At 67.9% G+C, this 21,579-nt stretch carries 22 protein-coding genes and 7 pseudogenes; 11 read left to right on the top strand and 18 right to left on the bottom strand.

What is annotated here, in order from left to right; translation table 11 throughout:
• Positions 1-23: 23 nt before the first annotated feature.
• From SMIR_RS39315 to SMIR_RS39305, 3 genes are all read right to left on the bottom strand, one after another.
• Positions 24-1,100 (bottom strand): tyrosine-type recombinase/integrase, encoded by a 1,077-nt coding sequence (locus tag SMIR_RS39315; RefSeq protein ID WP_248002746.1) that lies wholly within the window; start codon positions 1,098-1,100, stop codon positions 24-26.
• A gap of 120 nt (positions 1,101-1,220) precedes the next feature.
• Positions 1,221-1,478: a hypothetical protein gene (locus SMIR_RS39310; RefSeq protein WP_211118548.1), complete on the bottom strand. Its 258-nt coding sequence runs from the start codon at positions 1,476-1,478 to the stop codon at positions 1,221-1,223.
• Positions 1,479-1,502: 24 nt separating this feature from the next.
• The gene (locus tag SMIR_RS39305) at positions 1,503-2,237 is read right to left on the bottom strand and encodes an alpha/beta fold hydrolase (RefSeq protein ID WP_168488523.1); all 735 of its coding nucleotides are present in this window, start codon (positions 2,235-2,237) and stop codon (positions 1,503-1,505) included.
• Between the two features lie 79 nt (positions 2,238-2,316).
• Here SMIR_RS39305 and SMIR_RS39300 point away from each other — a divergent pair, with 79 nt between their 5' ends.
• The 3 genes and pseudogenes from SMIR_RS39300 to SMIR_RS44700 all read left to right on the top strand — a co-directional run bounded on the left by SMIR_RS39300 (position 2,317) and on the right by SMIR_RS44700 (position 3,870).
• Complete coding sequence (locus SMIR_RS39300; protein WP_212728139.1) at positions 2,317-3,288, top strand: helix-turn-helix transcriptional regulator; 972 nt, start codon at positions 2,317-2,319, stop codon at positions 3,286-3,288.
• A gap of 27 nt (positions 3,289-3,315) precedes the next feature.
• A pseudogene (locus tag SMIR_RS44705) lies at positions 3,316-3,666 on the top strand (recombinase family protein); the annotation flags it as partial.
• Positions 3,643-3,870 carry a helix-turn-helix domain-containing protein gene (locus SMIR_RS44700; RefSeq protein WP_348774810.1) on the top strand — a complete coding sequence of 76 codons (228 nt, stop codon included), beginning with the start codon at positions 3,643-3,645 and terminating at the stop codon, positions 3,868-3,870. The pseudogene SMIR_RS44705 and the gene SMIR_RS44700, both read left to right, overlap by 24 nt.
• Before the next feature lie 167 nt (positions 3,871-4,037).
• Here SMIR_RS44700 and SMIR_RS39290 read toward each other — a convergent pair whose 3' ends face one another.
• The 10 genes and pseudogenes from SMIR_RS39290 to SMIR_RS39250 all read right to left on the bottom strand — a co-directional run bounded on the left by SMIR_RS39290 (position 4,038) and on the right by SMIR_RS39250 (position 9,502).
• Positions 4,038-4,865, bottom strand: coding sequence for a class I SAM-dependent methyltransferase (locus SMIR_RS39290; protein ID WP_249938568.1), 828 nt, complete (start codon positions 4,863-4,865; stop codon positions 4,038-4,040).
• Positions 4,866-4,997: 132 nt separating this feature from the next.
• Complete coding sequence (locus SMIR_RS39285; protein ID WP_212728138.1) at positions 4,998-5,531, bottom strand: hypothetical protein; 534 nt, start codon at positions 5,529-5,531, stop codon at positions 4,998-5,000.
• Positions 5,532-5,654: 123 nt separating this feature from the next.
• Positions 5,655-5,828 carry a hypothetical protein gene (locus SMIR_RS39280; protein ID WP_212728137.1) on the bottom strand — a complete coding sequence of 58 codons (174 nt, stop codon included), beginning with the start codon at positions 5,826-5,828 and terminating at the stop codon, positions 5,655-5,657.
• Between the two features lie 468 nt (positions 5,829-6,296).
• The gene (locus SMIR_RS39275) at positions 6,297-6,620 is read right to left on the bottom strand and encodes a helix-turn-helix domain-containing protein (RefSeq protein ID WP_168488529.1); all 324 of its coding nucleotides are present in this window, start codon (positions 6,618-6,620) and stop codon (positions 6,297-6,299) included.
• A pseudogene (locus SMIR_RS43990) lies at positions 6,617-7,186 on the bottom strand (site-specific integrase); the annotation flags it as partial. The gene SMIR_RS39275 and the pseudogene SMIR_RS43990, both read right to left, overlap by 4 nt.
• Before the next feature lie 30 nt (positions 7,187-7,216).
• Positions 7,217-7,648, bottom strand: a complete 432-nt coding sequence (locus SMIR_RS43985) for a hypothetical protein (protein ID WP_249938567.1) — start codon at positions 7,646-7,648, stop codon at positions 7,217-7,219.
• A 176-nt stretch (positions 7,649-7,824) separates the two neighbouring features.
• On the bottom strand, positions 7,825-8,268 hold the full coding sequence (locus SMIR_RS39265) for a recombinase family protein (protein ID WP_248002751.1): 444 nt from the start codon (positions 8,266-8,268) through the stop codon (positions 7,825-7,827).
• 27 nt (positions 8,269-8,295) lie between these two features.
• On the bottom strand, positions 8,296-8,541 hold the full coding sequence (locus tag SMIR_RS39260; protein ID WP_168488531.1) for a hypothetical protein: 246 nt from the start codon (positions 8,539-8,541) through the stop codon (positions 8,296-8,298).
• Positions 8,525-9,049 (bottom strand): helix-turn-helix domain-containing protein, encoded by a 525-nt coding sequence (locus tag SMIR_RS39255; RefSeq protein WP_212728136.1) that lies wholly within the window; start codon positions 9,047-9,049, stop codon positions 8,525-8,527. The genes SMIR_RS39260 and SMIR_RS39255 overlap by 17 nt, the downstream gene beginning before the upstream one ends.
• Positions 9,050-9,223: 174 nt before the next feature.
• Entirely contained in the window at positions 9,224-9,502 is a 279-nt protein-coding gene (locus tag SMIR_RS39250; RefSeq protein ID WP_212728135.1) for a DUF5372 family protein, read from the bottom strand.
• Positions 9,503-9,549: 47 nt separating this feature from the next.
• On the opposite strand from SMIR_RS39250, the pseudogene SMIR_RS39245 reads away from it, so the two are divergent.
• The 3 genes and pseudogenes from SMIR_RS39245 to SMIR_RS39235 form a co-directional block, all read left to right on the top strand.
• Positions 9,550-9,759: pseudogene (locus SMIR_RS39245) on the top strand (integrase core domain-containing protein); the annotation flags it as partial.
• A 31-nt stretch (positions 9,760-9,790) separates the two neighbouring features.
• A pseudogene (locus SMIR_RS39240) lies at positions 9,791-9,994 on the top strand (carbohydrate ABC transporter permease); the annotation flags it as partial.
• A gap of 161 nt (positions 9,995-10,155) precedes the next feature.
• Positions 10,156-11,130, top strand: coding sequence for a helix-turn-helix domain-containing protein (locus SMIR_RS39235; protein ID WP_212728134.1), 975 nt, complete (start codon positions 10,156-10,158; stop codon positions 11,128-11,130).
• A gap of 179 nt (positions 11,131-11,309) precedes the next feature.
• Here SMIR_RS39235 and SMIR_RS39230 read toward each other — a convergent pair.
• A pseudogene (locus SMIR_RS39230) lies at positions 11,310-11,816 on the bottom strand (transposase); the annotation flags it as partial.
• Between the two features lie 124 nt (positions 11,817-11,940).
• A complete protein-coding gene (locus tag SMIR_RS44695) occupies positions 11,941-12,444 on the bottom strand; it encodes a hypothetical protein (protein ID WP_348774674.1) in 504 nt (167 codons plus the stop codon).
• 76 nt (positions 12,445-12,520) lie between these two features.
• On the opposite strand from SMIR_RS44695, the gene SMIR_RS39225 reads away from it, so the two are divergent.
• A complete protein-coding gene (locus tag SMIR_RS39225) occupies positions 12,521-14,659 on the top strand; it encodes an ATP/GTP-binding protein (protein ID WP_349636919.1) in 2,139 nt (712 codons plus the stop codon).
• 127 nt (positions 14,660-14,786) lie between these two features.
• Here SMIR_RS39225 and SMIR_RS39220 read toward each other — a convergent pair whose 3' ends face one another.
• Positions 14,787-16,007, bottom strand: coding sequence for an IS110 family RNA-guided transposase (locus tag SMIR_RS39220; protein ID WP_212728133.1), 1,221 nt, complete (start codon positions 16,005-16,007; stop codon positions 14,787-14,789).
• A gap of 621 nt (positions 16,008-16,628) precedes the next feature.
• Positions 16,629-17,300 carry a hypothetical protein gene (locus SMIR_RS39215; protein WP_212728132.1) on the bottom strand — a complete coding sequence of 224 codons (672 nt, stop codon included), beginning with the start codon at positions 17,298-17,300 and terminating at the stop codon, positions 16,629-16,631.
• A 303-nt stretch (positions 17,301-17,603) separates the two neighbouring features.
• Here SMIR_RS39215 and SMIR_RS39210 point away from each other — a divergent pair, with 303 nt between their 5' ends.
• The gene (locus SMIR_RS39210; protein WP_212728131.1) at positions 17,604-18,128 is read left to right on the top strand and encodes a hypothetical protein; all 525 of its coding nucleotides are present in this window, start codon (positions 17,604-17,606) and stop codon (positions 18,126-18,128) included.
• A gap of 353 nt (positions 18,129-18,481) precedes the next feature.
• Positions 18,482-19,012, top strand: a complete 531-nt coding sequence (locus SMIR_RS39205) for a DUF6368 family protein (protein ID WP_212728130.1) — start codon at positions 18,482-18,484, stop codon at positions 19,010-19,012.
• Between the two features lie 20 nt (positions 19,013-19,032).
• Here the strand turns inward: SMIR_RS39205 and SMIR_RS43980 are convergent.
• Positions 19,033-19,341, bottom strand: a pseudogene (locus SMIR_RS43980) (transposase); the annotation flags it as partial.
• 232 nt (positions 19,342-19,573) lie between these two features.
• On the opposite strand from SMIR_RS43980, the pseudogene SMIR_RS39195 reads away from it, so the two are divergent.
• Together SMIR_RS39195 and SMIR_RS39190 are read left to right on the top strand one after the other, a co-directional pair.
• Positions 19,574-19,807: pseudogene (locus SMIR_RS39195) on the top strand (ATP-binding protein); the annotation flags it as partial.
• Positions 19,808-20,587: 780 nt separating this feature from the next.
• Positions 20,588-21,334, top strand: coding sequence for a CAP domain-containing protein (locus SMIR_RS39190; protein WP_212728129.1), 747 nt, complete (start codon positions 20,588-20,590; stop codon positions 21,332-21,334).
• The last annotated feature ends 245 nt before the right edge of the window (positions 21,335-21,579 follow it).

Here is a 21,579-nt window from a genome sequence, read left to right as displayed (position 1 = left end):
CGATCAACTACTGGCGCAGGACACTAGTCGACCATCGCGGCCGAGGCCCAGCCGCCGGCATCCCGGGCGATCAGCAGGTTGCCGTCCGCGGCATCGAGGACCGCAGAAGTAAACGAATGCCGGAAGGTATGGGGTTTCACCAGCCCCAGGCCAGCGCGCTTCCCGGCTCGGCCGAGCATCCGCCGGGCCCCGACCGGCGCCCACGGCTGCCCGGCGGCAGCGCCGTGCAGCCGCACCAGGAGCATGCCGTGCCCGGCCCCACGCGGGTACTCGCGGGTGAGGTACTCGAAGTAGGTGTGCACCATCGCGGGGCTGACCCGTTTGATCAGCCCGCCGGTCACCGCGCCCCGCTCGACCTGCCAGGGGTGCTTGGTCTTGGCCTCGGCCCGATTCGGGTTTCCGGGCCGGTGGCAGACGTGCAGGTGAGGGGCGCGGCACTCGCCGCAGGCCGCGTTCTCCCGCAGGTGTAGGTCGACCAGGTGCAGCCCGCACAGCTCGCCGATCCTCAAGCCCCCGTCGGCGAGCCAGGTGACCACCAGCCGGTCCCGGGCTGCGTTAACCGTTTCCAGCAGTCTCTCCCTCGCCCCGTCCGGGAGCATCTTCGGGTGCCGGCGGTGCGGCCCCTTCGGCGCGAGCGGGTTGGTCGGCAGCGCGTTCTTCACGTGCCCGAGGAACGAGCGGCGCCGGTCCGCCCGCGACGGCAGCCGAGACTTGTCGAGCTTCTTGCCGAGCTCGACGTTGACGCCGAGGGAGGCTTGGTGCAGGTAGAAGCCCTTCAGGCAGGCCGCCACGGTCGACAGCGCGGACCGGCCGTAAGGGCGCTTGCCGACCCGCCACGGTTCGCCGAGCGGCATGCGGACCTCGGCACCGAGGATGCCCATGTACCGTTCCAGGTCCCGTAGTTGGACCGTCTCGAAGGTCAGGCACTCTCGCTCCAGCCACCGCAGGTGGTCTACCAGGTAGTACGCGTACGTCCTCTGCGTTCCCGAGCCATCATGGAGACGCAGGAACCGGTCCGCCTCCTCGTGAACCGTGCCCTCGGGCCAGACGATCGTCCACGACCGCCGCCCGTCCTTCAGCTCGATTTGCTGGACCCTCAAGTCCCCGACTACGACGTGCCGTACCACTCGTCCTCCGCACCGACTCCGGAACATGAACGACGTCCCGGTCCCGGTCGGTAAACGAGCCCATGACGTCCACGTCACAGCCCCAGCCCGACATCACGGACAGCACAACTCACGGTCGGTAAACTGACGGAAGCTGTGATGAGGGGGAGGGCTGCCAGCGTTGGCATCCCGCCCCTTCGCCCTGTCACCCCTCTGCTCCATCGCATTACGGTCGGCGGCCGTGGCGTCCTGGGCCTGGATGGCGAAGACCTGGCGGACGACCGCAGCGGCGGAGGCTTCCCGAACTCCGCCGGCCAAGGCCTGCGTGCGGGCCCGCAGCTCACGAACTCGCTCGTCGTCGAGCATGGTCATCGTGCCTCGTTGGGTCCATCTCGGTCAGGAGACGGCCGTGTGGAGAATGTCGGCGAGCTCGGTGGGCGCCGACAGCATCGGCCAATGTCCGGTGGGCAGGTCGAAGCGCCGCCACGGCGCGTGGTTGAGGAAGGCCAGCATTGGCACCCCGGCATCCAGCAGACCCTGGAAGTCACGGCAAGCGATCAGGACACGGTCCACGCCGAGTCCGGGATCGGCATGGTTGGCGAGTCGCTGCGTGTAGGTGCCGAACGGCTGAGGAGTGGCACGCCCGCTCAGCACGTCCCGTTGGACCTGGTCGAGTCCGTCGAGGCTGCTGGACAGGCCCACGACCTCGAACGACGGCATCGGCAGCCGCCAGCCATCACCACGGGCCGCGACCTGCTGGCCCAGCTGGTCCGCTGCCTCCGGCGGCATGAGGTCTAGCATGCACATGCCCGCGGCGAACGGTGCGCTGTCCACGTAGACCACCCGCTGCAGCCGGTCGCCGAGGCGCCCGGCCGCCCCGGTGACGGGGGCGGCCGCATAGCTGTGGGCCACCAGGGTGACCTCGCGCAGATCATTCTTCTCGACGAAGTCGGTGATGTCCGCGACGTGCGTCTCCAGGTCCGTCTGGGGCCCGCCCTCCTCTGCACGCTCGGCCAGACCGGTCAGTGTCAGCGGCAGCACCGTGTGACCGTGCTCCCGCAGCGCGCGGGCAGTGTCCTCCCAGGCCCACGCGCCGAGCCAGGCGCCGGGAACGAGTACGAAGGTAGCCATGTGATCTCCCTGAAGTGAGTGCTGCGGGGAGCGTAAAGTCGATACAGGACAGAATCAGCCCTGAAATGTCGAGTGATCCGTGTCGCATCCCCTGACCCGTGTGCTGACCCTGCTGGAACTGCTCCAGTCGAACGCCGGGCTCAGCGGGCCGGACCTGGCCGACCGGCTGGACACCGACGTCCGCACGGTCCGCCGGTACATTGCCCACCTGCGTGACCTGGGCATCCCCGTGGAGGCCGAGCGTGGCCGCTACGGGGGCTACCGACTGGCGCGCGGCTACCGAATGCCGCCCCTGGTGCTCACCAATGACGAAGCCCTCGCCGTCGTCCTCGGACTCCTCGCCGCCGAACGCCTCGGGATGGGCACGACCGTGCTGGCCGGTGCGGGCGCCCGGGCCAAGATCGAGAGGGTGCTTCCGAACGCCCTGCGGGAGCCGCTCACCGCCATGCGGGAGACCCTGTTCTTCACTGCGAACGCCGTGAGCGCGCAGGCACCCGGGAGCGGCGTCCTGCTGGCCCTGGCCCAGGCCTCCCGCACCACAACGACTGTCGGCATCAAGTACCAGTCCTGGCGGCAGGACCAGACCGAGCGCGACATCGACCCCTACGGCGTGGTCTTCCACACCGGTCGCTGGTATCTCGTCGGCCACGACCATCTCCGCGCCGCCCTGCGGACCTTCCGCATCGACCGCATCGCCTCCGTCACCCCCCGCTCACAGACCTTCATCACACCCAACGACTTCGACGTCGTCGCCCACCTGACCTCAACCCTCGCTCAAGGGCCGTACTGCTGGCAGGTCGAGGTAATGATCCACGGCCCCCTCGACGAGATCGCCCGCAGGCTGCCGAACAGCGCGGTCACGCTCACCGCCCAGCCCGCTGGCGTCCTGATGCACGCCCGGGCAGAACGCCTCGACGGCATGGCACACATGCTCGCCTCCCTGGAGTGGCCCTTCACCATCCACCACCCCGACGAACTCCGACCAGCCCTCAAGAATCTTGCCGCCAAGCTCGCGGAAGCAGCCGAACGGACAGCGGAGGAACTGCGGTAGTGGCGCCGACCTACGCAGAATCCCGATCATCAGATCGACGCGCTCCTGCAGCACGGGGTGGAGCGGGGCGATATCCACGTCGACACCGCGAGTGGCGCGAAGGCATCCCGGCCGAAGCTCGACCTCGTGCTGCAGCTGCTGCGGCCCGGCGACACGCTGAAGATCACCCGGCTCGACCGACTCTCCCGCTCCGTCCCGCACCTGGTGACCCTGGGCGCCAACCTGCGCGAGCGCGGCATCGGACTGCACGTGATCGAGCAGGGCATCGACACCTCCACAGTGGAGGGCCGGGCCATGTTCGGAATGCTGTCCGTGCCCGCCGAGCTCCAGCGCGAGCTCATCGTGGCCAACACGATGGACGGCCTGGCCGCCGCACGGGCCCGCGGCCGCAAAGGCGGCCGACGTCCCAGCCTCACCGAGGACCAGGCCGCGCTCGCCCAGCAGCTCTACGACGCCCGGGAAAAGACCGTCCAACAGATCGCCGACCTGTTCGGCGTGCCCCGCTCCACGGGCTACGGCCACCTCGACCGCGAGAAGACCGTGCCGCGGCAGCCCAAGGGCACTGCGCCCGCGAAGCCCTGACCGCTACTTTGCGGCTGGGGCCAGAGATAGGAGTCCGGGGCCATGTCGGCCGTGGGTTCAGCGTGACTGAGGTGCTTTCACTGGGAACCCACGGCGTCTTCGGCAGGCAGGCATGAAAGTGCGGTGGGTCCGTTGCCGCTGAATCGGCAGGTCCTTCACCACTGGGCTCACTCGGCGCGCTGTCCGACACGAAGGACGCTCAGGTAACGGCGTGATGCTCGGTCGCCCATCCGCGTGCGGATGCGCTCGGCGATTGCGTCGAGCAGGGGCTCACGGACGTCGCGGTCGAGCCTCCGGTACAGCGACAACGAGCGAAGGTGATCGGCAAAGCCGTCCCCGTCGAACCACTGAACGGTCGGGTACCAGCGCACGATCGTTGGGCCGAACAATCCGCCGGGATCGTCGGCCAGGCCCCAGCCCTCGTCGGTGGTGCGCACGTCGTCCTCCAGGGGAGGATGACCCCAGCCGGGGTTCCCGGGGCAGAACCGCTCGTGGAGGTCAGCGGTCTCGGCGTACACCTCCGGCTCTCCCACTCGGCGGACAACGACGTTGCCGAGCAGTGCCATCCAGCCTGCGGGATGGAGCACGTCGTGCGCTCGCTGCCAGCCGATCGACGGGTCGACCCAGTGCCACGACGACGCAGCCACAAGGACATCGAAGCGTCGACCGCGGTCGTCCCACTCCTCAAACATCGACGTCTCGACTTCGACGTTGCCGAAGGTGGCGATCCGCTGGCGAGCGAGTGCGGCCATTTCTTCGCCCGGCTCGATGGCGGTCACTGAGCATCCGAGCGTTGCCAGCGAGCGCGTCGCCTGGCCGGTACCGCAGCCCACCTCCAGCACCGACGACCTTTCGTCCATGCCGGTGACGGTGACAAGGTCCGCGAACATTTCGTCGGGGTATGCCGGCCGGACCCGGTCGTAGAGTTCCGGCACCTCGTTGAACACCCGACCGAGGTCATGTCGATTCGGGCGCGACTTCGGATCATCTGTCACGAGCGCACAAGCTATGAGGCTCGTCCACGGGGACGCCACTGGTTTAACGGCACTTCCTCGACAGCAGCCGTGCCGGTCTTTTCTGTCTGCTCCGCCAGCATCGTTCGGTCGGAGATCCCCTTACGGGCACCGTCAAGAGCGCCCGCTCTCCCTTCCGACCGCATCTCGGCGGACTCCCGTCTGGTCGTCGAGCAGGTTTTGGGCGATGGTCGCGTAGCGGCTCGCGGCGGTGTGGGACAGGTTGAAGACCAGGGCGAGGTGCAACGGGTCGGCGCCGACGGTCAGTGCTTCGTGCAGTACCCGGTCGCCGCGGATGCGTTCGAGGTAGACACCCTGGTGCAGCAGGTGCCGCTTGAGGTATTCGGCACTGACTGGCCCGGTTCCCAGGGCCGTCTTCGCGTTGATCAATACGTGCCGGTTGGGAGTCTTCGGCCAGGTGACGCGACGCTGGGCGAGCCAGGCCAGCAGGGTCTGATGAGACAGTTCGCCAAGCCGCTGGGCGTGTCCGGCGATGGTGATCCGGCGGTTGGGAAGGTCGAGGTCGTCCAAGGTGAGACGTCGGATGGCCGCAGCGCGGGCGGCGTGGACGGCGGCCAGGGCGACGATCAGCCGTTGCGCCGGGGTGGCGGCGATCCGCTCGACGGCGAGGACCTCGGCGTCGGTCATCGGCAGCAGGTTGCGCGGGATGTCCTCGGCCTTCAGGCGGGTGGTGGGGTTGGCGAAGATCAGGCCGCGCTTCTTGGCGAAGCGAAACAGCGAGCGTAGTGCGGCGATCGCGTTGCGACGCTGTCATCCACGCAGGGGTGACAGCACGGCCGTGACGTCGGTGACGGTGATCTCGCGCAGGTGCCCACGGGTCGCCGTCCAGTTCTCCAGCAGGGGGCGAACGCAGCCGAAGTAGACGTAGAGGCAGGTGCGGGACCGGGGCTTGGCACGACTGTCGCCGTCGAGCAGGACCAGCACCCTTCCTCCAGGCGCGGACGTCGCCGGCGAAGCCGACGGGCAGTTCGCCGGTGCGGTCGTCGATCCAGGAGCGGATCGCCAACGCGCTGTCATCTTCCAGAAGTTCCAGGTCGGTGAGGACCTCGGCAACCCGATGACTGGAAGCGTGTCGCGGTATTCGCGCACGGACTTCGGTGAGCTTCACGGGCCTGCCAGGCGGACGGCCCTCCAGCACCGCCGTCAGGCCGTCCATCGCGCACCGCACGAGCGACGGCGACCATCCGTTGGTCTCGCCGAGCTGCTTGGCGTGGGCCGCAGCCGACCGCAGCGCGGGGTTGTCCGAGGTCAAGGCGGGATGCTGCCAGCGCGGCGGGGGTGGGACGCCCGCCTTGCGCCGGTAGTAGGAGCCCAGGCCCCGGCACTTGTTGTCACAGTACGCCCGGTCTCGCCGAGACCCTTCGGGCAGCGGCTTGCCACAGTGCACGCAGGTCATCGCGGTGGCAGAGACCTGCCGGTGCGAGGACGCGGGGCGACGGCGCGCGGCTGGCCCACCGCCGTGGCCTGCGAGTCGGTCGCCGGCACCGGCTCTGGCACCCGCTCCGGCTCGGGCAGCAGCAGTTCCTCGACTCCGCATCCGAGCACGGCGCAGATGACGTCCAGCTCGTCGAGCTTGACGGTGTTCGGCTGGCCGGACCACAGGCCCGACATCTTCCCCGCGCTGATCACCACGTCGCGTTCGGCGAGCATCCGCTGGAGTTCGCTGGCCTTCCAGATGCCGCGGTTGGCAGCCGTCAGGCGAAGGTTCCACTTCACTGGGCCAGTCCTTTCCATCGGTCGGTGGCGCGCTGCTGTCCGGCGACCCAGGCGTCTTCGACATGGGCGCCGTGGACGTGGATATACCGGGCCGTGGTGCCGGTCCAGGTATGTCCGAGTAGTTCCTGGATGGCGAACAAGGTCATGCCGGCGAAATAGAGCTGGGAGGCGCAGAAGTGGCGCAGCACGTGCGGAGTGAGCTTCCCGGCCCAGGTGGGCAGGTGCTGGGCGGCGGCATCGGCCAGCGGCCGGCGGAAGACGTCGGCGGTCGCCCGCGAGCAGGAGCCGTCCCGGTTCTTGCGCTCGGAGGGGAACAGCGGGGCACCGGGCCGGGTGTGGTCGGCGTCGAAGTGGCCCCACACGTCCTCGATGAACCACCGCAGGTTGCGGTCGGCGCCGTTGATCAACGGCACCAGCCGCGGCTTCGGCCCACGCCTTCGGGAGCCCTTGCCATGCCGGACGTTGAGCTTGCCGAACCGGCCCAGCTCCCACCGGACGTCGTCCAGGTCGAGCATCCGTGCCTCGTTGATCCGCAGTCCCACGTCCGCCGCCAGCCGGGCCACCGCGTAGTTGCGGGCAGCCGGACCGAACTTGCGTCACGTCACCAGCTCCTCGCGCCACCCCGCGAACAGCGCCTCGATCTCCGCTTCGCTGGGCGGGATCCGCAGTTGCGGCTCCACCGAGGCCCGCGGCCGGTTCATCTCATCCAGCGGGCACTCGACCACACGGCCGGTGAGGTTGTGCAGCTCGACCTTGTGCCGCAGCTCAAGGAACTGAAAGAACACCGCCAACGCACCCGCCCGACCGGTCCGGGTCGAGGGTTTGGCGTCGCGGAGCACCTTGCCGAAATAGACGTCGGCGTCGGCCGGCTCCATCTCCCACCGCGGACGGCCGAACCAGTCTCGGATCAGCTCCAGATGGTTGGTGTCGTTGCGAATGGTGCTGTCAACCAGACCGGCCGATGCCCGCGCGAGCACGAACCCCGACAGCACATCGGTCTCGAACTCGGCGAGCTCCTCCTCGCTCACCGGCGCCCGGTACTCGCGCAGATCGCGTACTAAGGCCAGAGCCAACCCACGCCTCCACGACTTCACCCAGACTGAAGGAATCCCGACAGGGATGAGAGTTGCGCACTACGGACGAGGTTGGGTCAGAACGGCCGACAGTCACCCGAACGAGGTAACGGGCCCAGGTCCAGGCACTCTCAGTCGCGCCAGGGAGCTGCGGACGAACACGGAACTCGGGGACTATTGCTCAGCGGATCGTATAGTCCGTCCTCGTCCAGGATCAGCGTCCCGGACAGTGCACAGATCTCCAGCAGCCGGTGCCCGTCGGTGTTGTTGCGGGCCAGGCGGGACACCTCGAGTCCCAGGACGATCCCGGCATGGCCCATGGAGACCTCGGCGACCAGGTGCTGGAAGCCGTCCCGGCCCGCCGTCGAGGACCCTGAACGGCCCTGATCGGAGTCGATCACGATGATCTGGGAGTCGGTCCAGCCCAGCGCGACGGCCCGGCCGCGAAGCGCGTACTGCCGCTGGGTGGACTCGCTGTTGTTGACCACCTGCTTGAGCGAGGACTGGCGCACATACAAATACGCGTCCCGCCGCAGATGATCCACCGTGACCTTCCCGGTCTGCTCGATACTCACCGCACCCTCCTCGCCGCGGCGCTGTGGTCATCCGCTGCGGCAGCCCCCGGCCGCCGTCCATGCCATGCGGGCCAGCACCTCCACCAACTCGCCCGCCACCGCGACCGGCGCCGACGGCTCGTGCCGAACGGCCGGCAATCGAACGGGGATCCGGACGACTGCCTTGATCCAGGCGGCCATGCCGGAACGGGCCAGCACCGCCCAGCCATGCCGGGATCCCCCATCGACACCGCCGAGGACCGCGGCCCGCAGGTCCTCATACCTTCCAGCCACCTCGGCCCCACCCACCTCGACCGCCGCCTCGCCAGTAATGGGCCTCCTCCGCAGTGCGCGGTTCGCGCCGCCTGGCCAGGGCTTTCTCCACCGACCGCGGATGAACTGTGATCCCGAACCGTTCCAAGACCGCTTCCGCCAGCTGGGCCGACCGCAACGAGGCGTCGCCGGACCGGAGTTTTTCGATGAACCCCATGACCTCCTCGGTGAGCTTGCGCGGTCCCTTCGGGCCGGGCTTGCCCGGCACCAGCGCGGCCGGCCCGCCCGCGTCCAGCGCGGCGGCGATCACATAGAAGGTCTGCCGGCAGAACCCGAAAGCCGCAGCGGCTTGGGCCACGGGCACCTTGTCCACCCTCACCCGCCGCACCATCTCGTACTTGACCTGCACCACATCGTCCGGGTCCAGGAACGGACAAGCGGCGAAGTCATCGTCGATCACGGCTTCGGGCCGCGGATTGAGCGCCCGGAACTCCTTCAGTGCCGCCTTCTTGCCTGCCGGCCGGCTCATCGCGCCTCCCCGTCGATCCCGATGTCCCCAGAATCAGACCGCCCACCACCGAGGCCAAGAGCGCGAAGGCCGAGCAGAGAAGCGGAAGAAGCAGGTCACGGACCATCCCGAGCCTCCGCACGCCCCCAGCGGCACCTGCAAGCGCCCCCGACAGCGGCCTCAATCCCACGACGATCACGGCGTCATCTCCCCGACACCGTTCCGGCCGCCAGACAGCAGCCCGGCCACCAGATCCGCCAACTCGACCAGATCCCGGGTCCGATACGCACAACCGCCACGGGCCGCCGCGACGAACGCGTCCACCGGCGCCACGTCGGTCCATTCCAGTGGGAACGAGCACTTGCGGCCCTGTCCGTCGAGGACCAACACCACATCTCCGCGCCATGAGTTGAGCCGCTCAAGGAACTCGAAAGCCTCACCGCACCGGGGATGGAACGGATGGATCAACCGCACACGTCCATCGTCAACGCGGGGAACGAGCGCATTCGACAGTGAATGCCAACGCCCTGGCCGAGTCGTTCTTCCAGGGTCTCAAGCGCGAGCTGTTCCATGGATACCGCTGGACCTCGAAGGCCCACACCCGGCTCGAGCTCTTCCGCTGGATGTCGTACTACAACCTGCGCCGCCGCCACTCCGCGCTCGGCTACCTCACACCAGCCGAGTTCGAACAACAACTGATCACGTCACGTACGCTGTCGCTCGTCGCATGAAACCCGGTGTCCACTCCCGGGGATCAGCCTCAACTTCCTCTTCGCCCTCACGCTGACCACCACGCAGACCGTACGGCCGATCACCCTGGGCATCTACCAGTACATCGGTGCCCACACGAACCAGTGGAACGCCATCATGGCCACCACGGTCATGGCGTCCGTCCCCGCCGCCGTACTGCTCGTCGTCGCTCAGCGCTACGTTGTCGCCGGTGCCACCAGCGGAGCCATCAAATGAGGGGCATCTCAGTCCAGCACCCCTGATCTAGCGGATTCACGCGATGTGCCGGCCCAGGCCGGCTGCCACGGTGTTCTGGAAGGCACACCGGGTCTTCGGTGATCGGGCTGTCCGGTGACCGGATCCGAACCGCCTGTCGATCAGGATGTCAAGGGGGCCAGATGTCCGTCGTCCTTTCCACCGCGGCGCTGTCGGCAGCCGACCGGATGGAGCGCTGGCATGAAGCGGTGTCCCAGACGTTCGTACCGCTCGATGTCAATATACTGGAGGAAGATCCGTCGCCGGGAAGAATCGTCACCCACCAATTGGGTGCCACACAGGTGTCGGACGTCCAGGCCGGGTCTCAAGAGGTGACGCGCAGCAAGCGCCTGATAGCCCGGGACGGGGAGGAATTCCTCATCCTCACGCTTCAGCGCAGAGGCGGCGCCGTCAAGGAGCAGGATGGGAGAGAGTGCCTGATAGAGCCGGGAGATTTCTCCATTTCTGATGCGTCTCGCGTGTTCAGAAAGAAAGTGGAGGGCGAGTTCTGCTTCACCTCCTTTCTTTTCCCTCGAAAGGAGCTTCGCGTGCGGGACGAGGACCTGCAGGCGTTGACTGCGAGAGCGTTCTCGGGTCGTGCCGGAAGTGCCGCACTGGTGGCGACCTATTTCGCGCGCATGGCGCGCGAAGCAGCGGGCTTCGACGACTTCGTCGGCCGTCAGTTCGTCGCCACCGGGCTCGACCTGCTGGCACTGTTCATCAACGAGCGGCGCGGCCGCTTCAGGCCTCAGGCTCCTGAAACTGCCGCAGCCATGATGGTGCGAGTGAAGGACCACATCTTGCAAAACCTCTCCGACACGGACCTGTCACCCACCGCGATCGCCGCCGCTCACTTCATTTCGGTGCGCTACCTGCACAAGTTGTTCCAGTCGGAGGGAACCACCGTCGGGGAGTGGATCCGGATGCAGCGACTGGAGCGGTGCCGTCGGGATCTTCTACGGTCCCCGGCTCTGGGACTCGGGGTGGCGACCGTCGCCCGACGCTGGGGTTTCGTGAGCCCCAGCCATTTCAGCCGTGTTTTCCGTGCCGCTTATGGCATAGCGCCTCGCGACTGGCAGCTTCACGGCCTGTCCGCTGAACGGCGCACGGCTCAGTGACGTTTGCTCGGCGGAACGATTCACGCGGAGCGGCTCATGGAGAGCCCGCGCCGACCCACCGGAACCGGGGACGGCCTGCCACCGGCGCGGCGCTGATCGGCATCGACCCTGCCCTCGCCGAGCCAACTGGCAGGCGGGGTTGAACCGCCTTGTCGATGATGTCCCGCCGAGTGGTGTAGTCACTGGCCGAGCTGGTGCGGTTTCTGCTGTGGAGGAAGCTGGTGGTCGTCCGCGACGGGTTGCGTCGTGAGGAGTTCGGCCATGGAGGCTTCGGAGAGGTAGCGGCGGTCGAGGACCTGCCATTCGTCGTGGAGTTCGGCCAGGACCGCAGCGGCCAGCCGTTCCAGAGCGGCAGGGTTGGGGAAGACCTGGACGACGTCGGCCCGGCGTTTGACCTCCCGGTTCAGGCGTTCCAGCGGGTTGGTGGACCAGATCTTCTTCCAGTGCGCCGACGGGAAGTCAGCGAACGCGGTGATGTCGACTGCGGCGTCCAGCAGCATGCTCTTGACCTGCGGGAATTGCCGTCCGAGCATGTCGGCCACCACGTTCAGCTGGGTGCGCACTGCCTCGCCGGTGGTCTGCGCGAAGACGGTACGGATGGTCGCAGCCACCATCTCTCCCGAGCCCTTTTCGATCACGCCGAAGACATACACGGCGAGTCCCCGGGCCCTGACCCAGCGCGCCCCGTCCGGTCCTGAGCGAGTCCGGCGTGGCTCCCGGTTCGGTGCCGCCATGGCGCTCCGAGGTGCGGGCAGGCTTGAATCCGTCGTCCGGCCGGGCCATGGCAGCAGAGCGGTCTCCCCAAATCCCTTAGGGCGGGCATAGGTTGACCCTGCTGGTGATCATTTTTCGGGGGTGGATGTGGCGGGCCGGGATCTCAGGGACCTGTTCAGTACGAACGACCGCAGCGTGCGGGCTGACGAGGCGTTCACGAACCGGCAGGCGCAGTGGGAGCTGGTCGCGGCCGCGCTCACCGAGCACTTGCGGCGCACCAGCGCCCCCGGCTTCAATGTCGAGGACCTCGAAGCGCCCCGCCACAACGTGCTCGTCTTCCACGGGGTGGGCGGCATCGGCAAGACCACCCTGTCCAGGAAGCTGGAGGCGACCCTCGCCGACGCCGGGCGCCGGCCCGCGCAATGGGGCGAACCCACCTGGCAGACCGGCCGGATCCTGCCCGTACGGATCGACCTCGCCCGCTCCGCCGGCACCGACTTCGAGCAGATCGTCCTGACGATCCGGGCCGCCGTCGCCGGGATCGGCCGTCCGCTGCCCGCCTTCGACCTGGCGCTGCGCCGCTACTGGGACGCGAACCATCCCGGCGAGCCGCTGGAGGAGTACATGCGCCGCGGCGGCCTCGCCTCCAAGTGCGCGCCAGGCGCTGCCCCAGCAGATGCAGTCCGCACTCGCCGACGTCGCTCAGACGCTGCTGCTGCCCGGCACCGTCGGCTCGGTCGTCGGCCAGGCCACCGGTGCGCTGGTGCGCGCCCTGCGCGAGCGGCGGCAGACCGTCCGCGCGCTCGCCGCCTGCACGCGCCTGGCCGACCTTCTGGAGGCCGAACCCGACCTGGACACGCTCTCCTACTACCCGCACCTGCTGGCGTGGGAGCTCGCCCGCCTCCCTACGGGCAAGCGCGTCACGCCGGTCGTCCTGTTCGACACATTCGAGGACATCGGCGACCGCACCCACCGCGATCTGGAGCGCCTCCTGCAGCGCGTGGTGTGGCTCATGCCCAACGCGCTCTTCGTCATCACCGGCCGCTCCCGTCTGCAGTGGGCCGACCCCGCCCTGCAGGGCCAGCTCGACTACACCGGGCCGGCGGCCTGGCCGGGACTTGCCGCCCCAGCCCTCCCCTCCGCCCGCACCACACCGGGCACCGCCAGCCACGGACGGCAGATCCTGGTTGGTGACTTCTCGCCCGAGGACTGCGACGACTACCTCGCCCGCCGCCTCTCCCGCGACGGACAACCGGTCATCGGCGACCACATCCGCCAGGTCATCACCTCCCGATCGCACGGCCTGCCCCTCTACCTCGACCTGGCCGTCATGCGGTTCCTGGAGATCCGCCGCACCGGCCGCACCCCCCGGCCTTCCGACTTCGCCCACGACTTCCCGGCCCTGATCACCCGCACCCTGACCGACCTCACCACAGACGAGCGGCACGTTCTGCGCTCGGTCAGCCTCCTGGACGCCTTCGACCTGGCCCTGGCGACCCGGGCCGCGGGCCTGACGCACGAGGCACCCGCACAGCGGCTGACCGAGCGCCCGTTCATCCGCGAAAGCCCCTTCGGGCAGTGGCCGTTCCACCTGCACGCCCTGATCCGCTCCACTATCCGCAACGCCGACGACCAGACAGACGACCGCTGGTCCGACGGGGACTGGCGCGCCGCAGCCGAGCGGGCGTTCAGCGCGCTGGGCGAGCAGTGGAGCGCCAGCGAAGCGCCGGACCGCCTGCTGCTGGTGGGCTGCCTGCAGCAGGGACTGCCGCTCGCCCGGGACTACAACCTCGACCTCGACTGGCTCACCGACGCCGCATGGACCTACGTCGGCGATTCCGTCTGGGAGCCGATCACCCCACCCGCCGCCGGCGCCCCGGCGCCCGGTACGTGCACCGACGCCCTCGTGGAACTCCTCAGCACCCTCACCCGCCGCCAGCACGAACACCGTGCTCGCACCGCCAGCCGACTCACCGCCGTCCTCGACGCCGAACTGCTGCCCGCCGACCTGCAGGAGATGGCGCTCTACTACCGGGCCAAGTCCCTGCGTGACACCGGCCGAGCCGCCCAATCCCGCCGCGACTACCAACAGGTCGCCGACCAGGGCGGCCGCCTCGCTCCGGCCGCCCGCCGCGGCCTGGCCCACGCCGCACGCCTGACCGGCGACTTCCCCACCGCCCTCGCCGCCGCCCAGAATCTCGGCTGGGAAGGCCGCCACCAACGCGTGATGGGCGACCTGTACTGGCTCCAAGGCCAACCCGCACGTGCCGCCGCGGCCTACCTCGCCGGACGCACCGAAGCCGAACAGCACGGCAAGGCCGGCGAGGCCGCCCACAATCAGGCCCTGCGGGCATTTGCCATCGCCCTCTACGCCCCCGACCAGGCCAACGCGGAAATCGACCTCGCCCACCAGCTCCTGGCCGGCCTCAACCTGCGCGCCACCACCATCAACGTCCGCCGGGCCGAACTCATCCGCGATGCCGGCAGCGACAGCGTCGACGACCAGATCGCCACGCTGCGCACCGAACTCGATATCGCGGGCCTCGCCTCGCTGACACCCGCGATCGAGCTGGCCGGCGCCTTCCACCACGCCGTCCTCGACGACCACATCGCACTGAACGCCACCCTCACCCGGCTACGAGAACAGACGTCCGACGAAGATCACGCCTACTTCGTCGACATCGCCCACTTCATGGCCGGCCTGCCCCTCGATGACCCCTCGCCAGCACAGTGGATCGACGGCGAACCAGCCACCCGCAGCCGCTGGCGAGCCCTGGTCACCGCGCGGCGCGAGCACCTGGGCTCACTGCGATGACACCTGCGGGAGCCCGCAGCGGCAACACCGGAACAAGCAGGGGAAGTTCACCGTTCATCTACATGTGGCTGCGGAGGGGAATCCCAATTACCTTGTCAAGCCGGGGCGTTAACCTCTCGCGAGCGCTTTACGCGGGTGAGCCGGCAGGTGGGGGCGTGGCCAGTTCGAAGGTGCGGTGGTCGCGTATGAATACCCAGAGCACGTTGAGGCGGCGTCGAGCGAGCGCGATGATGGCCTGCTTGTGGGACTTCCCTTCCGCGCGTTTCCGCCTGTAGAACCGCTGGGACTCGGGACAGTGCGTGGCCGCAACCTGGGCCGAGATGTAGAACACGCGCTGAAGGCGCCGGCTGAAACGTCGAGGTCTGCGGAGGTTGCCGGAGACTTTTCCCGAGTCGCGCGGGACGGGGGCCAGCCCAGCAACACCGGCAAGCCGGTCCGGGCTGCCGAAGACAGCCATGTCGCCGCCGGTCGCTGCGATGAACTCCGCGCCGAGTGTGTCGCCAATTCCGGGCATGCTGGTGATCACCGCTGCGTCGGGATGTTCCCGAAACCGTTGCTCGATCAGGGCATTGATCTGCGCAATCTCCTCGTCGAGGACCATCACCTCCCTGGCCAGAGTGTGGACCATCTTGGCCGCGGTCTTCTCGCCGGGCACGGAGGTGAACTGGGCCTCGGCCGCGGTCACCGCCGCATCCGCGCCGTTCCTGGCGACGTTGATGGTGCGGACCCCGTGGTTCTTCAACCAGGTCGCCAGACGTGCCCGGCCGATCCGCCGCAGGTCGGCGGGGGTCTGGTACTTCGTCAGCAGGATCAGCGCGGTCTTCGAGGTGCTGTAGTCGAAGGCCCGCTCCAGAGCGGGAAAGTACTCCAAAATCTGGGCCCGAAGCCGATTGATCGCCCTCGTGCGGTCCACTGCCAGGTCCATGCGGCGGGCGGTGAGGATCTTCAGGTCGACTGCGAGTTCGCTCGTCCCTTGCAGGGGCTGCAGGTCGCGGCGCATCCTCGCCTGGTCGGCGATGACGAAGGCGTCTTTCGCATCCGTTTTCCCGCTGCCTCGGTAGGCGTCAGACGCGTAGTGGATGCTGCGGCCGGGAAGGTAGAACAACTTCTGCTCGTGGTTGACCAGCAGAGCGATCCACAGCGCGGCCCCGCCCGCGTTCAGGTCCACCGCCCACGTCACCGGCTGGCCATGAGCCAGATCCAGGACGTCGCCGAGGAGTTCCAGGAGCTCGGCTTCGCTGTTGGGCACGCGGCGCGAAAGGACGATAATGGCGTCCTTGTCGATCACCGTGCAGTGATGCTCGGCTTTACCCGCGTCCATACCAGCCCAGAGTTCAGGCACTGCCACCTCCGACGTCGTACTCCGGTTGGCCCAGCAGACGACCTCGCCGACGAGTCCATACGAAGCGATTCAGTTCGCGCGTCCCAATGAGCGGCCGAGTCGTCGCGGAACCCCGGGCGGCCATTCCCCTCCAGCCACGACAACGGCACGACAGTGACAGCCATACCCAGGGTTCCTGGGCCCACCGATCCTACGAACGATCAGTTCAGACCCACGAAGGAAGGTATGGACAGTGTCCCCGGGCCTCACCTATAGCCCATGGGGACGATCGTCCGGCTGAAGCCCCATGGAGCCTTTCGCCGAGAGGCGACCGCCCTCCGCAGGCACCACCCACGGCCCCGGCTGGTCTCCCCCGTCCAGCCGGGGCTTTCAGCGCTGATCACCGGCGCGGGCCGTCAGGGCGCAGCTACGAATCCACGAGGTACGCCTTCTCGCCCATCATCAGCGGTGCGTCGGCGGGCCCCTTGATGCACCTTCTCCCCCTCGAGTCGGCGTCGGCCGCGCGGTGGACTGACGGCGAACCGGTCACCGCCAGCGGTGGCGCGCCCTGGTCACCGCAGGGCAGGCGGGTGCTCGCACGGCGCGGTGATGTGCCGACGCCGTACGTGGCGGCTGGTGGGATTGCCCTCAGCCGAGCCCGAGGGTGCTGAGGGCCGTGGTCCAGTCGGTGACGATGGCCTTCTGCGCGGCCGTCAGGGAGACCTTCCCGGCGCAGACCGCGGTGTGGAGTTTCGTCTCCACCGGGTCCTTGCGGTTGTTGACCCCGCCGCCCTTCTTGTGGCCGGGGTCCGGCGGCTCGACCCACAGGTTGCGGGGATCGTTGGGGTCGCCGCCGAGCTGCAGGCTGATGAGGTGGTCGTACTCGGCATCGCCCATGGGGCCCTTGTAGCCGTACGAGGCCGCGTTCAGCATCTTCTCCTTGCCGGTGACGGAGGTGGACGGCCGGATGCCGGAGGTGTAGCCGCCCTTGCGGCAGATCGTGGACTTCAGATTCGCCTGCGTGACCGCCGGGGAGATCGCGCCCGGCGTGCACGCCGGGTCCTCCAGCGGTTCCCCCTTCTCGTACCGGAAGTGGCAACTCCCCGCCGGGGGCTGCTTCTGGACGGTGTAGGTGGTCTGCGGGCCGGCCCCGACCGCGATCGCCCCCTGCGGGCCGCCGCGCGCGTCCGTACCCGACGGCCCCGTGGCCGCAGTTCCGGCCGGGGACGCGGCAGATCCGCCCGTTGCGGCCGGTGAGCAGCCCGCCAGGAACACCGCGGCGAACAGCACGGATGACGCGGCACGGTAGCTGGCGTGCATGATGACCCCTCACGAGCAGGCAATGGCTGGGCACATACTGCCCGGCCGACGCATCAGCACACCGGCCGGGGCCCGCGCCAAGAAGCACGACGGAATGCGGGGTGCGCCACCGGGCAGCCCGTTCGCCTCAAGTCCCAAGCGAAACTGCGCCTTTGGGCAAGGATCGCCCATGCCCTGGTATGGAGAAGGTACAGGTCACCAGATGTTCACCGCCTGCGTCTACCCGCATAGATCCGGCGGGTGCTGTCATTCCGTCAGCCGCCCGGAACCCCGCCTCCGGGCCAAAATCGGGAGACACCCCCTATGCGACCTCTGCGCCGCGTCACCGCCACCACCACCGCCCTCGGCATGGCCGCCGCCGGCCTCATCATCGCGGTGAGCGGCACCGCGCACGCCTCCACCTGTTCCCAGTCCTACCTGCCGCTGCCCGACTCCTCCTGCACGCCCGGCTCGTACAACCCCGACGTCACCCAGTCGAACATCCACAGCACCATCTGCGTGTCCGGCTGGACCGACACCGTCCGGCCCCCCACGTCCTACACCAACCCCCTCAAGGCACAGGGCATCATCGACTACGGGTACTCCGACACCAACATGTCGGACTACGAGGAGGACCACCTCGTGCCGCTGGAACTCGGCGGTGCGCCCCGCGACCCCGGCAACCTGTGGCCCGAGCCGCACTACGGCACGAAGACCGCTTACACCAAAGACGGCACCGAGACGAAACTGAAGAACGCCGTCTGCAACGGCACCATCACCCTGTCCGCCGCCCGCAGCGCCATCAAGAACAACTGGACCACCGCACTCCAGGTCACCGGCATCGGCTGACCCCCAGCGAGGCCGTAGGCCGCGCCGCGTGACGGGATCCAGAGGGGCCCGGCCGCGCCCACGCGGCGCGAGAGCCCCACAGCTCTGTCCCAGCAGCGCGGCGCAAGCGGCCAGGGTCTGCAGGAGGCCACGCCCATCACCGTCACCCTCGCCCGCTGACCCCCGCACCGCCCCGCGCGGCCGCTCCGGCCGCCGACGGATTGTTCGAGGCCCGGGCCGGGCTGTGCACGACGCCGTACTCGCGGGTGACTTTGTCGGTGGGAACCGGCTCTGGTTTTTTGGGGCGTGCACACTGAGTAATCGGTTGGGGAGGACTATCCCGGCTGGCTACGCTCCGAGCCATGAGCGGACCTGTGTTGGTGATCGAGTTGGCGGAGGTCGTCCCCCGCGCGTCGATCGAGCGAGTCCGCGAGTTCCTGGATCGCTCCTCAGCGCATTTTGAGGAGAAGCGGGTCGGCGAGTACGACGTGAACATTCACGCGGAGAGCCTCGGCGTCACGGACACCGGGGGTGTTGATGGGCGTCGGCCCATCATGGTCTCTGTCATGGGGCCCGGTATCGGCGACGAGGCCGTCTTCGAGACCGAGCACGCCGACGAAGTCAACCAGGAACCCTTGATCGGCTTCACCCCGACTCATGCCGTCGACGTCATCGCCTTCTGCAACAGGCCCGTCGATCACGTTGTCACGGCCCTGCTGACCGCCGCTGTCATGAACTTGATCGGCGGCGTCGCCAACGCCGAACTACGGGAGGACCAGGTGCCAATAGTGGTCGGCCTTCCGGGCATCGTCGCAACGGTGACCGATCCGTGGCCCGCCGCTTACGGCTCAGCGGAGTTCCTCAGAGCATGGGCCCAACAGCCCGGCTTCCGGCTCCTGAAGTAGCCGTAACTCATCCAGCCAGCTCAGGCGAGCAGTACCCGCTTGCGTAGCAGTTCGAAGCCGGCACGGCCGAACATCTGGCGCTTGCGCATCTTGATCCGGTTGACATGGCCTTCGACGGGACCCGAGTTCCAAGGCAGGGTGAGACCGGCGATGACGCCGTCGCGGTCCCGGTCGATGCCCGCGGCGAGGGTGTGGAGGCTGGGCAGGTCGTCCTGCCGGACAGCGTCGAGCCACTCGGGCAGGCGTTTGCCTTGGCGCTCGTTGAGCATGGTCGCGAAGGAGCGGACGCGCCGCGTGAGGGCGTCCAGCTCGGGGCAGTGGGCACGCACCGGCATCGCGTCGCCGCCATCACCGACAGCGGCCCGGTCTGCCAGGTCTGTCGGCCCCGGCCCGAACCGCGCTGCAGCATCTGCGACCGGCCCGGCCGAGGCGCCATCTCGAAGGCGACGGGCAAGCCGATGTGCGACCGCTGCCGGGAACGCTGGATCGTGTGCTCCGGCTGCGGCACCGGGGCGTCACTGAGAGTCCGTCGGACGAGGTGTGTGTGGCTACGGACGGCGCCGACGCGGAGCCGAACTGCTGTTCCAGGTTCTGACCGAGCGCGAGGAAAAGAACAGCATGGCCATCGCCTCCAACGAATCCTTCTCCTCATGGACCCAGACCTTCACCGACCCCAGACTCTGCGCGGCCATCGTGGACCTCCTCACCTTCGGCGGCAACATCATCGAGACCGGCTGCGACTCCTACCGGCTCGCCACGGCCAAAGCCCGCCAACAGGCCACCTCGGGCTCCTGACCACCGGTGCCACCGTTCCCGAATGCGCCACCACCACCAGCGCCCCGCCGTCCACTCGCTCACCCAACCCGGGTTCGGAAGAGTACGCCGCCCGCACTCGCCGTCGATCCGCTCCGCCAAGCGGCCCAGATCAGCTCGGGCTCCTCTCGGGAGCCTCCGCAAGGCCACTTCCAGGTCATCCCGGCCGTCTTCGATCTCGATGCCGGGACTCTCACCAGGGCCAGTGTCGCGTTGGGGCTTGCAGTCGCCACCTTCGCCATCGACTCAGGCGCTCGCCCGCAGAACACAGTGAACCGCAGGTCAGACACTGCCTCCGGAGGCACCAAGCGCCAAGAGAACGAGCCTGAAGTGTTTAACCGATAACGCAGCGTGAGCAGTCCATCGCGCGGCCAGCAGTCCTGCAGCTCCGCGGCCAGACCCGGGCGGCTGGCCCTCGTGGTGCAGGTACGGGGGACTGGCGACTTCGGAAGGACGGGTGCAATCTGGAATTACGAGTTGCATCACGCCGCAGCGTGAGGTCGAGACGAGGGCATAGCGGAGCACGAGCGCTCATCCGTCGGAATCGCGGACGCTATCGCACAAGTTGCTTTCGCAGCTCCTTGAAGACACTCATGCGTTACCCGCGGCTGCCTGACGGCCGGTAGTGGTCGCGCAGGGTCATCGGTGCGACGGTGCTCTCGACAATCGCGGCGGAGCACCCAACTGTTCTCCCTCACGCAGGATGTGGCGCACCTTCCGGCTCGTTCCGAAGGAGGGGGGACTGCCCGCAAGGAGTCGAGCATGCAAGCCAAGAAGACCGTGATCTCGTCGCTCCTGATTTCTCTCGCCTTGGCAACTGCCTTCGCGCCGCCGTCATCCGTGGCATCACAGGAGATCGCCCCGTTCCCGGACGTCTGTCCTGACCAAAACATGGTGTTACGGCCGAGTTCCGATTTTCCCGATACGGCTATAGGGAGAGTCAGGTTCATGTTGCAGAGCAGCAAGATGGAATATTCGGTCCTCTGTCAGGTTGACAAAGCCCGACGCCTCGCCGGTTTGAAGGACGTCCAAACCTTCAAATTTCTCGGAAAAGGGCCGCGCCCACGAGGACTTGCTGGCGCCGCGTACGACCATGCAACCGCTGCAGCGCAGTTGCGGTGGTGGGGGACCGTGGCCCAATATCCAACCTGCACGAAGAGGATAGATGACCCCAACACCAGCCTAGATGAAAGCACCCTATGTGATCCACACATCAACCCGGAGACAAAGTCGACACCCCAGAAACGCGCTCAAGATCTTGGCTTCGGAAATGGTTGCACCAAGTGGAAGATCGGCGAGAACACGTACACGGGTTGGGGCGACCCGAAGGTGACACCGAAAGCTGCTTTCGACTGGTGGATGGGCAGCAAATCGCACCACGACACCATGATGGACCCGGAGTTCGATACCATGTACTTGACAGTGGTGTGGGGTAGCGCAGATCCGGCCGCCGGGTGGAACACCCCAGCCGCGACCTATGTGCAAGAGTTTGGACGCTGCTGGAAGTGAAATTCCCTCCCGGCATCGCATGGTCGTCCCGCTCGTGCATGCGGGCCCAGGGCTTCGGCGTAGTCGTGTGACGCCCGGTTCGTGATGGCCTGTCGGCTCTGTGGGGGCGGGAAGCAGTGCAGGCACGGTTTCCAAGATCATGGAGTCCTACCTTTCTTGATGTGGGTCTGAGCTGGTCATTCGTAAGATCGGCGGGGCCCAGGGGTTCCGGGTATGGCTGTCATGGAGTCGCCGCTGGATGGCTC

Source organism: Streptomyces mirabilis, from assembly GCF_018310535.1.
Taxonomy (GTDB): domain Bacteria; phylum Actinomycetota; class Actinomycetes; order Streptomycetales; family Streptomycetaceae; genus Streptomyces.
Note: the sequence above shows the minus strand (reverse complement) of the source record. Positions and strands in the feature narration are given on the sequence as shown.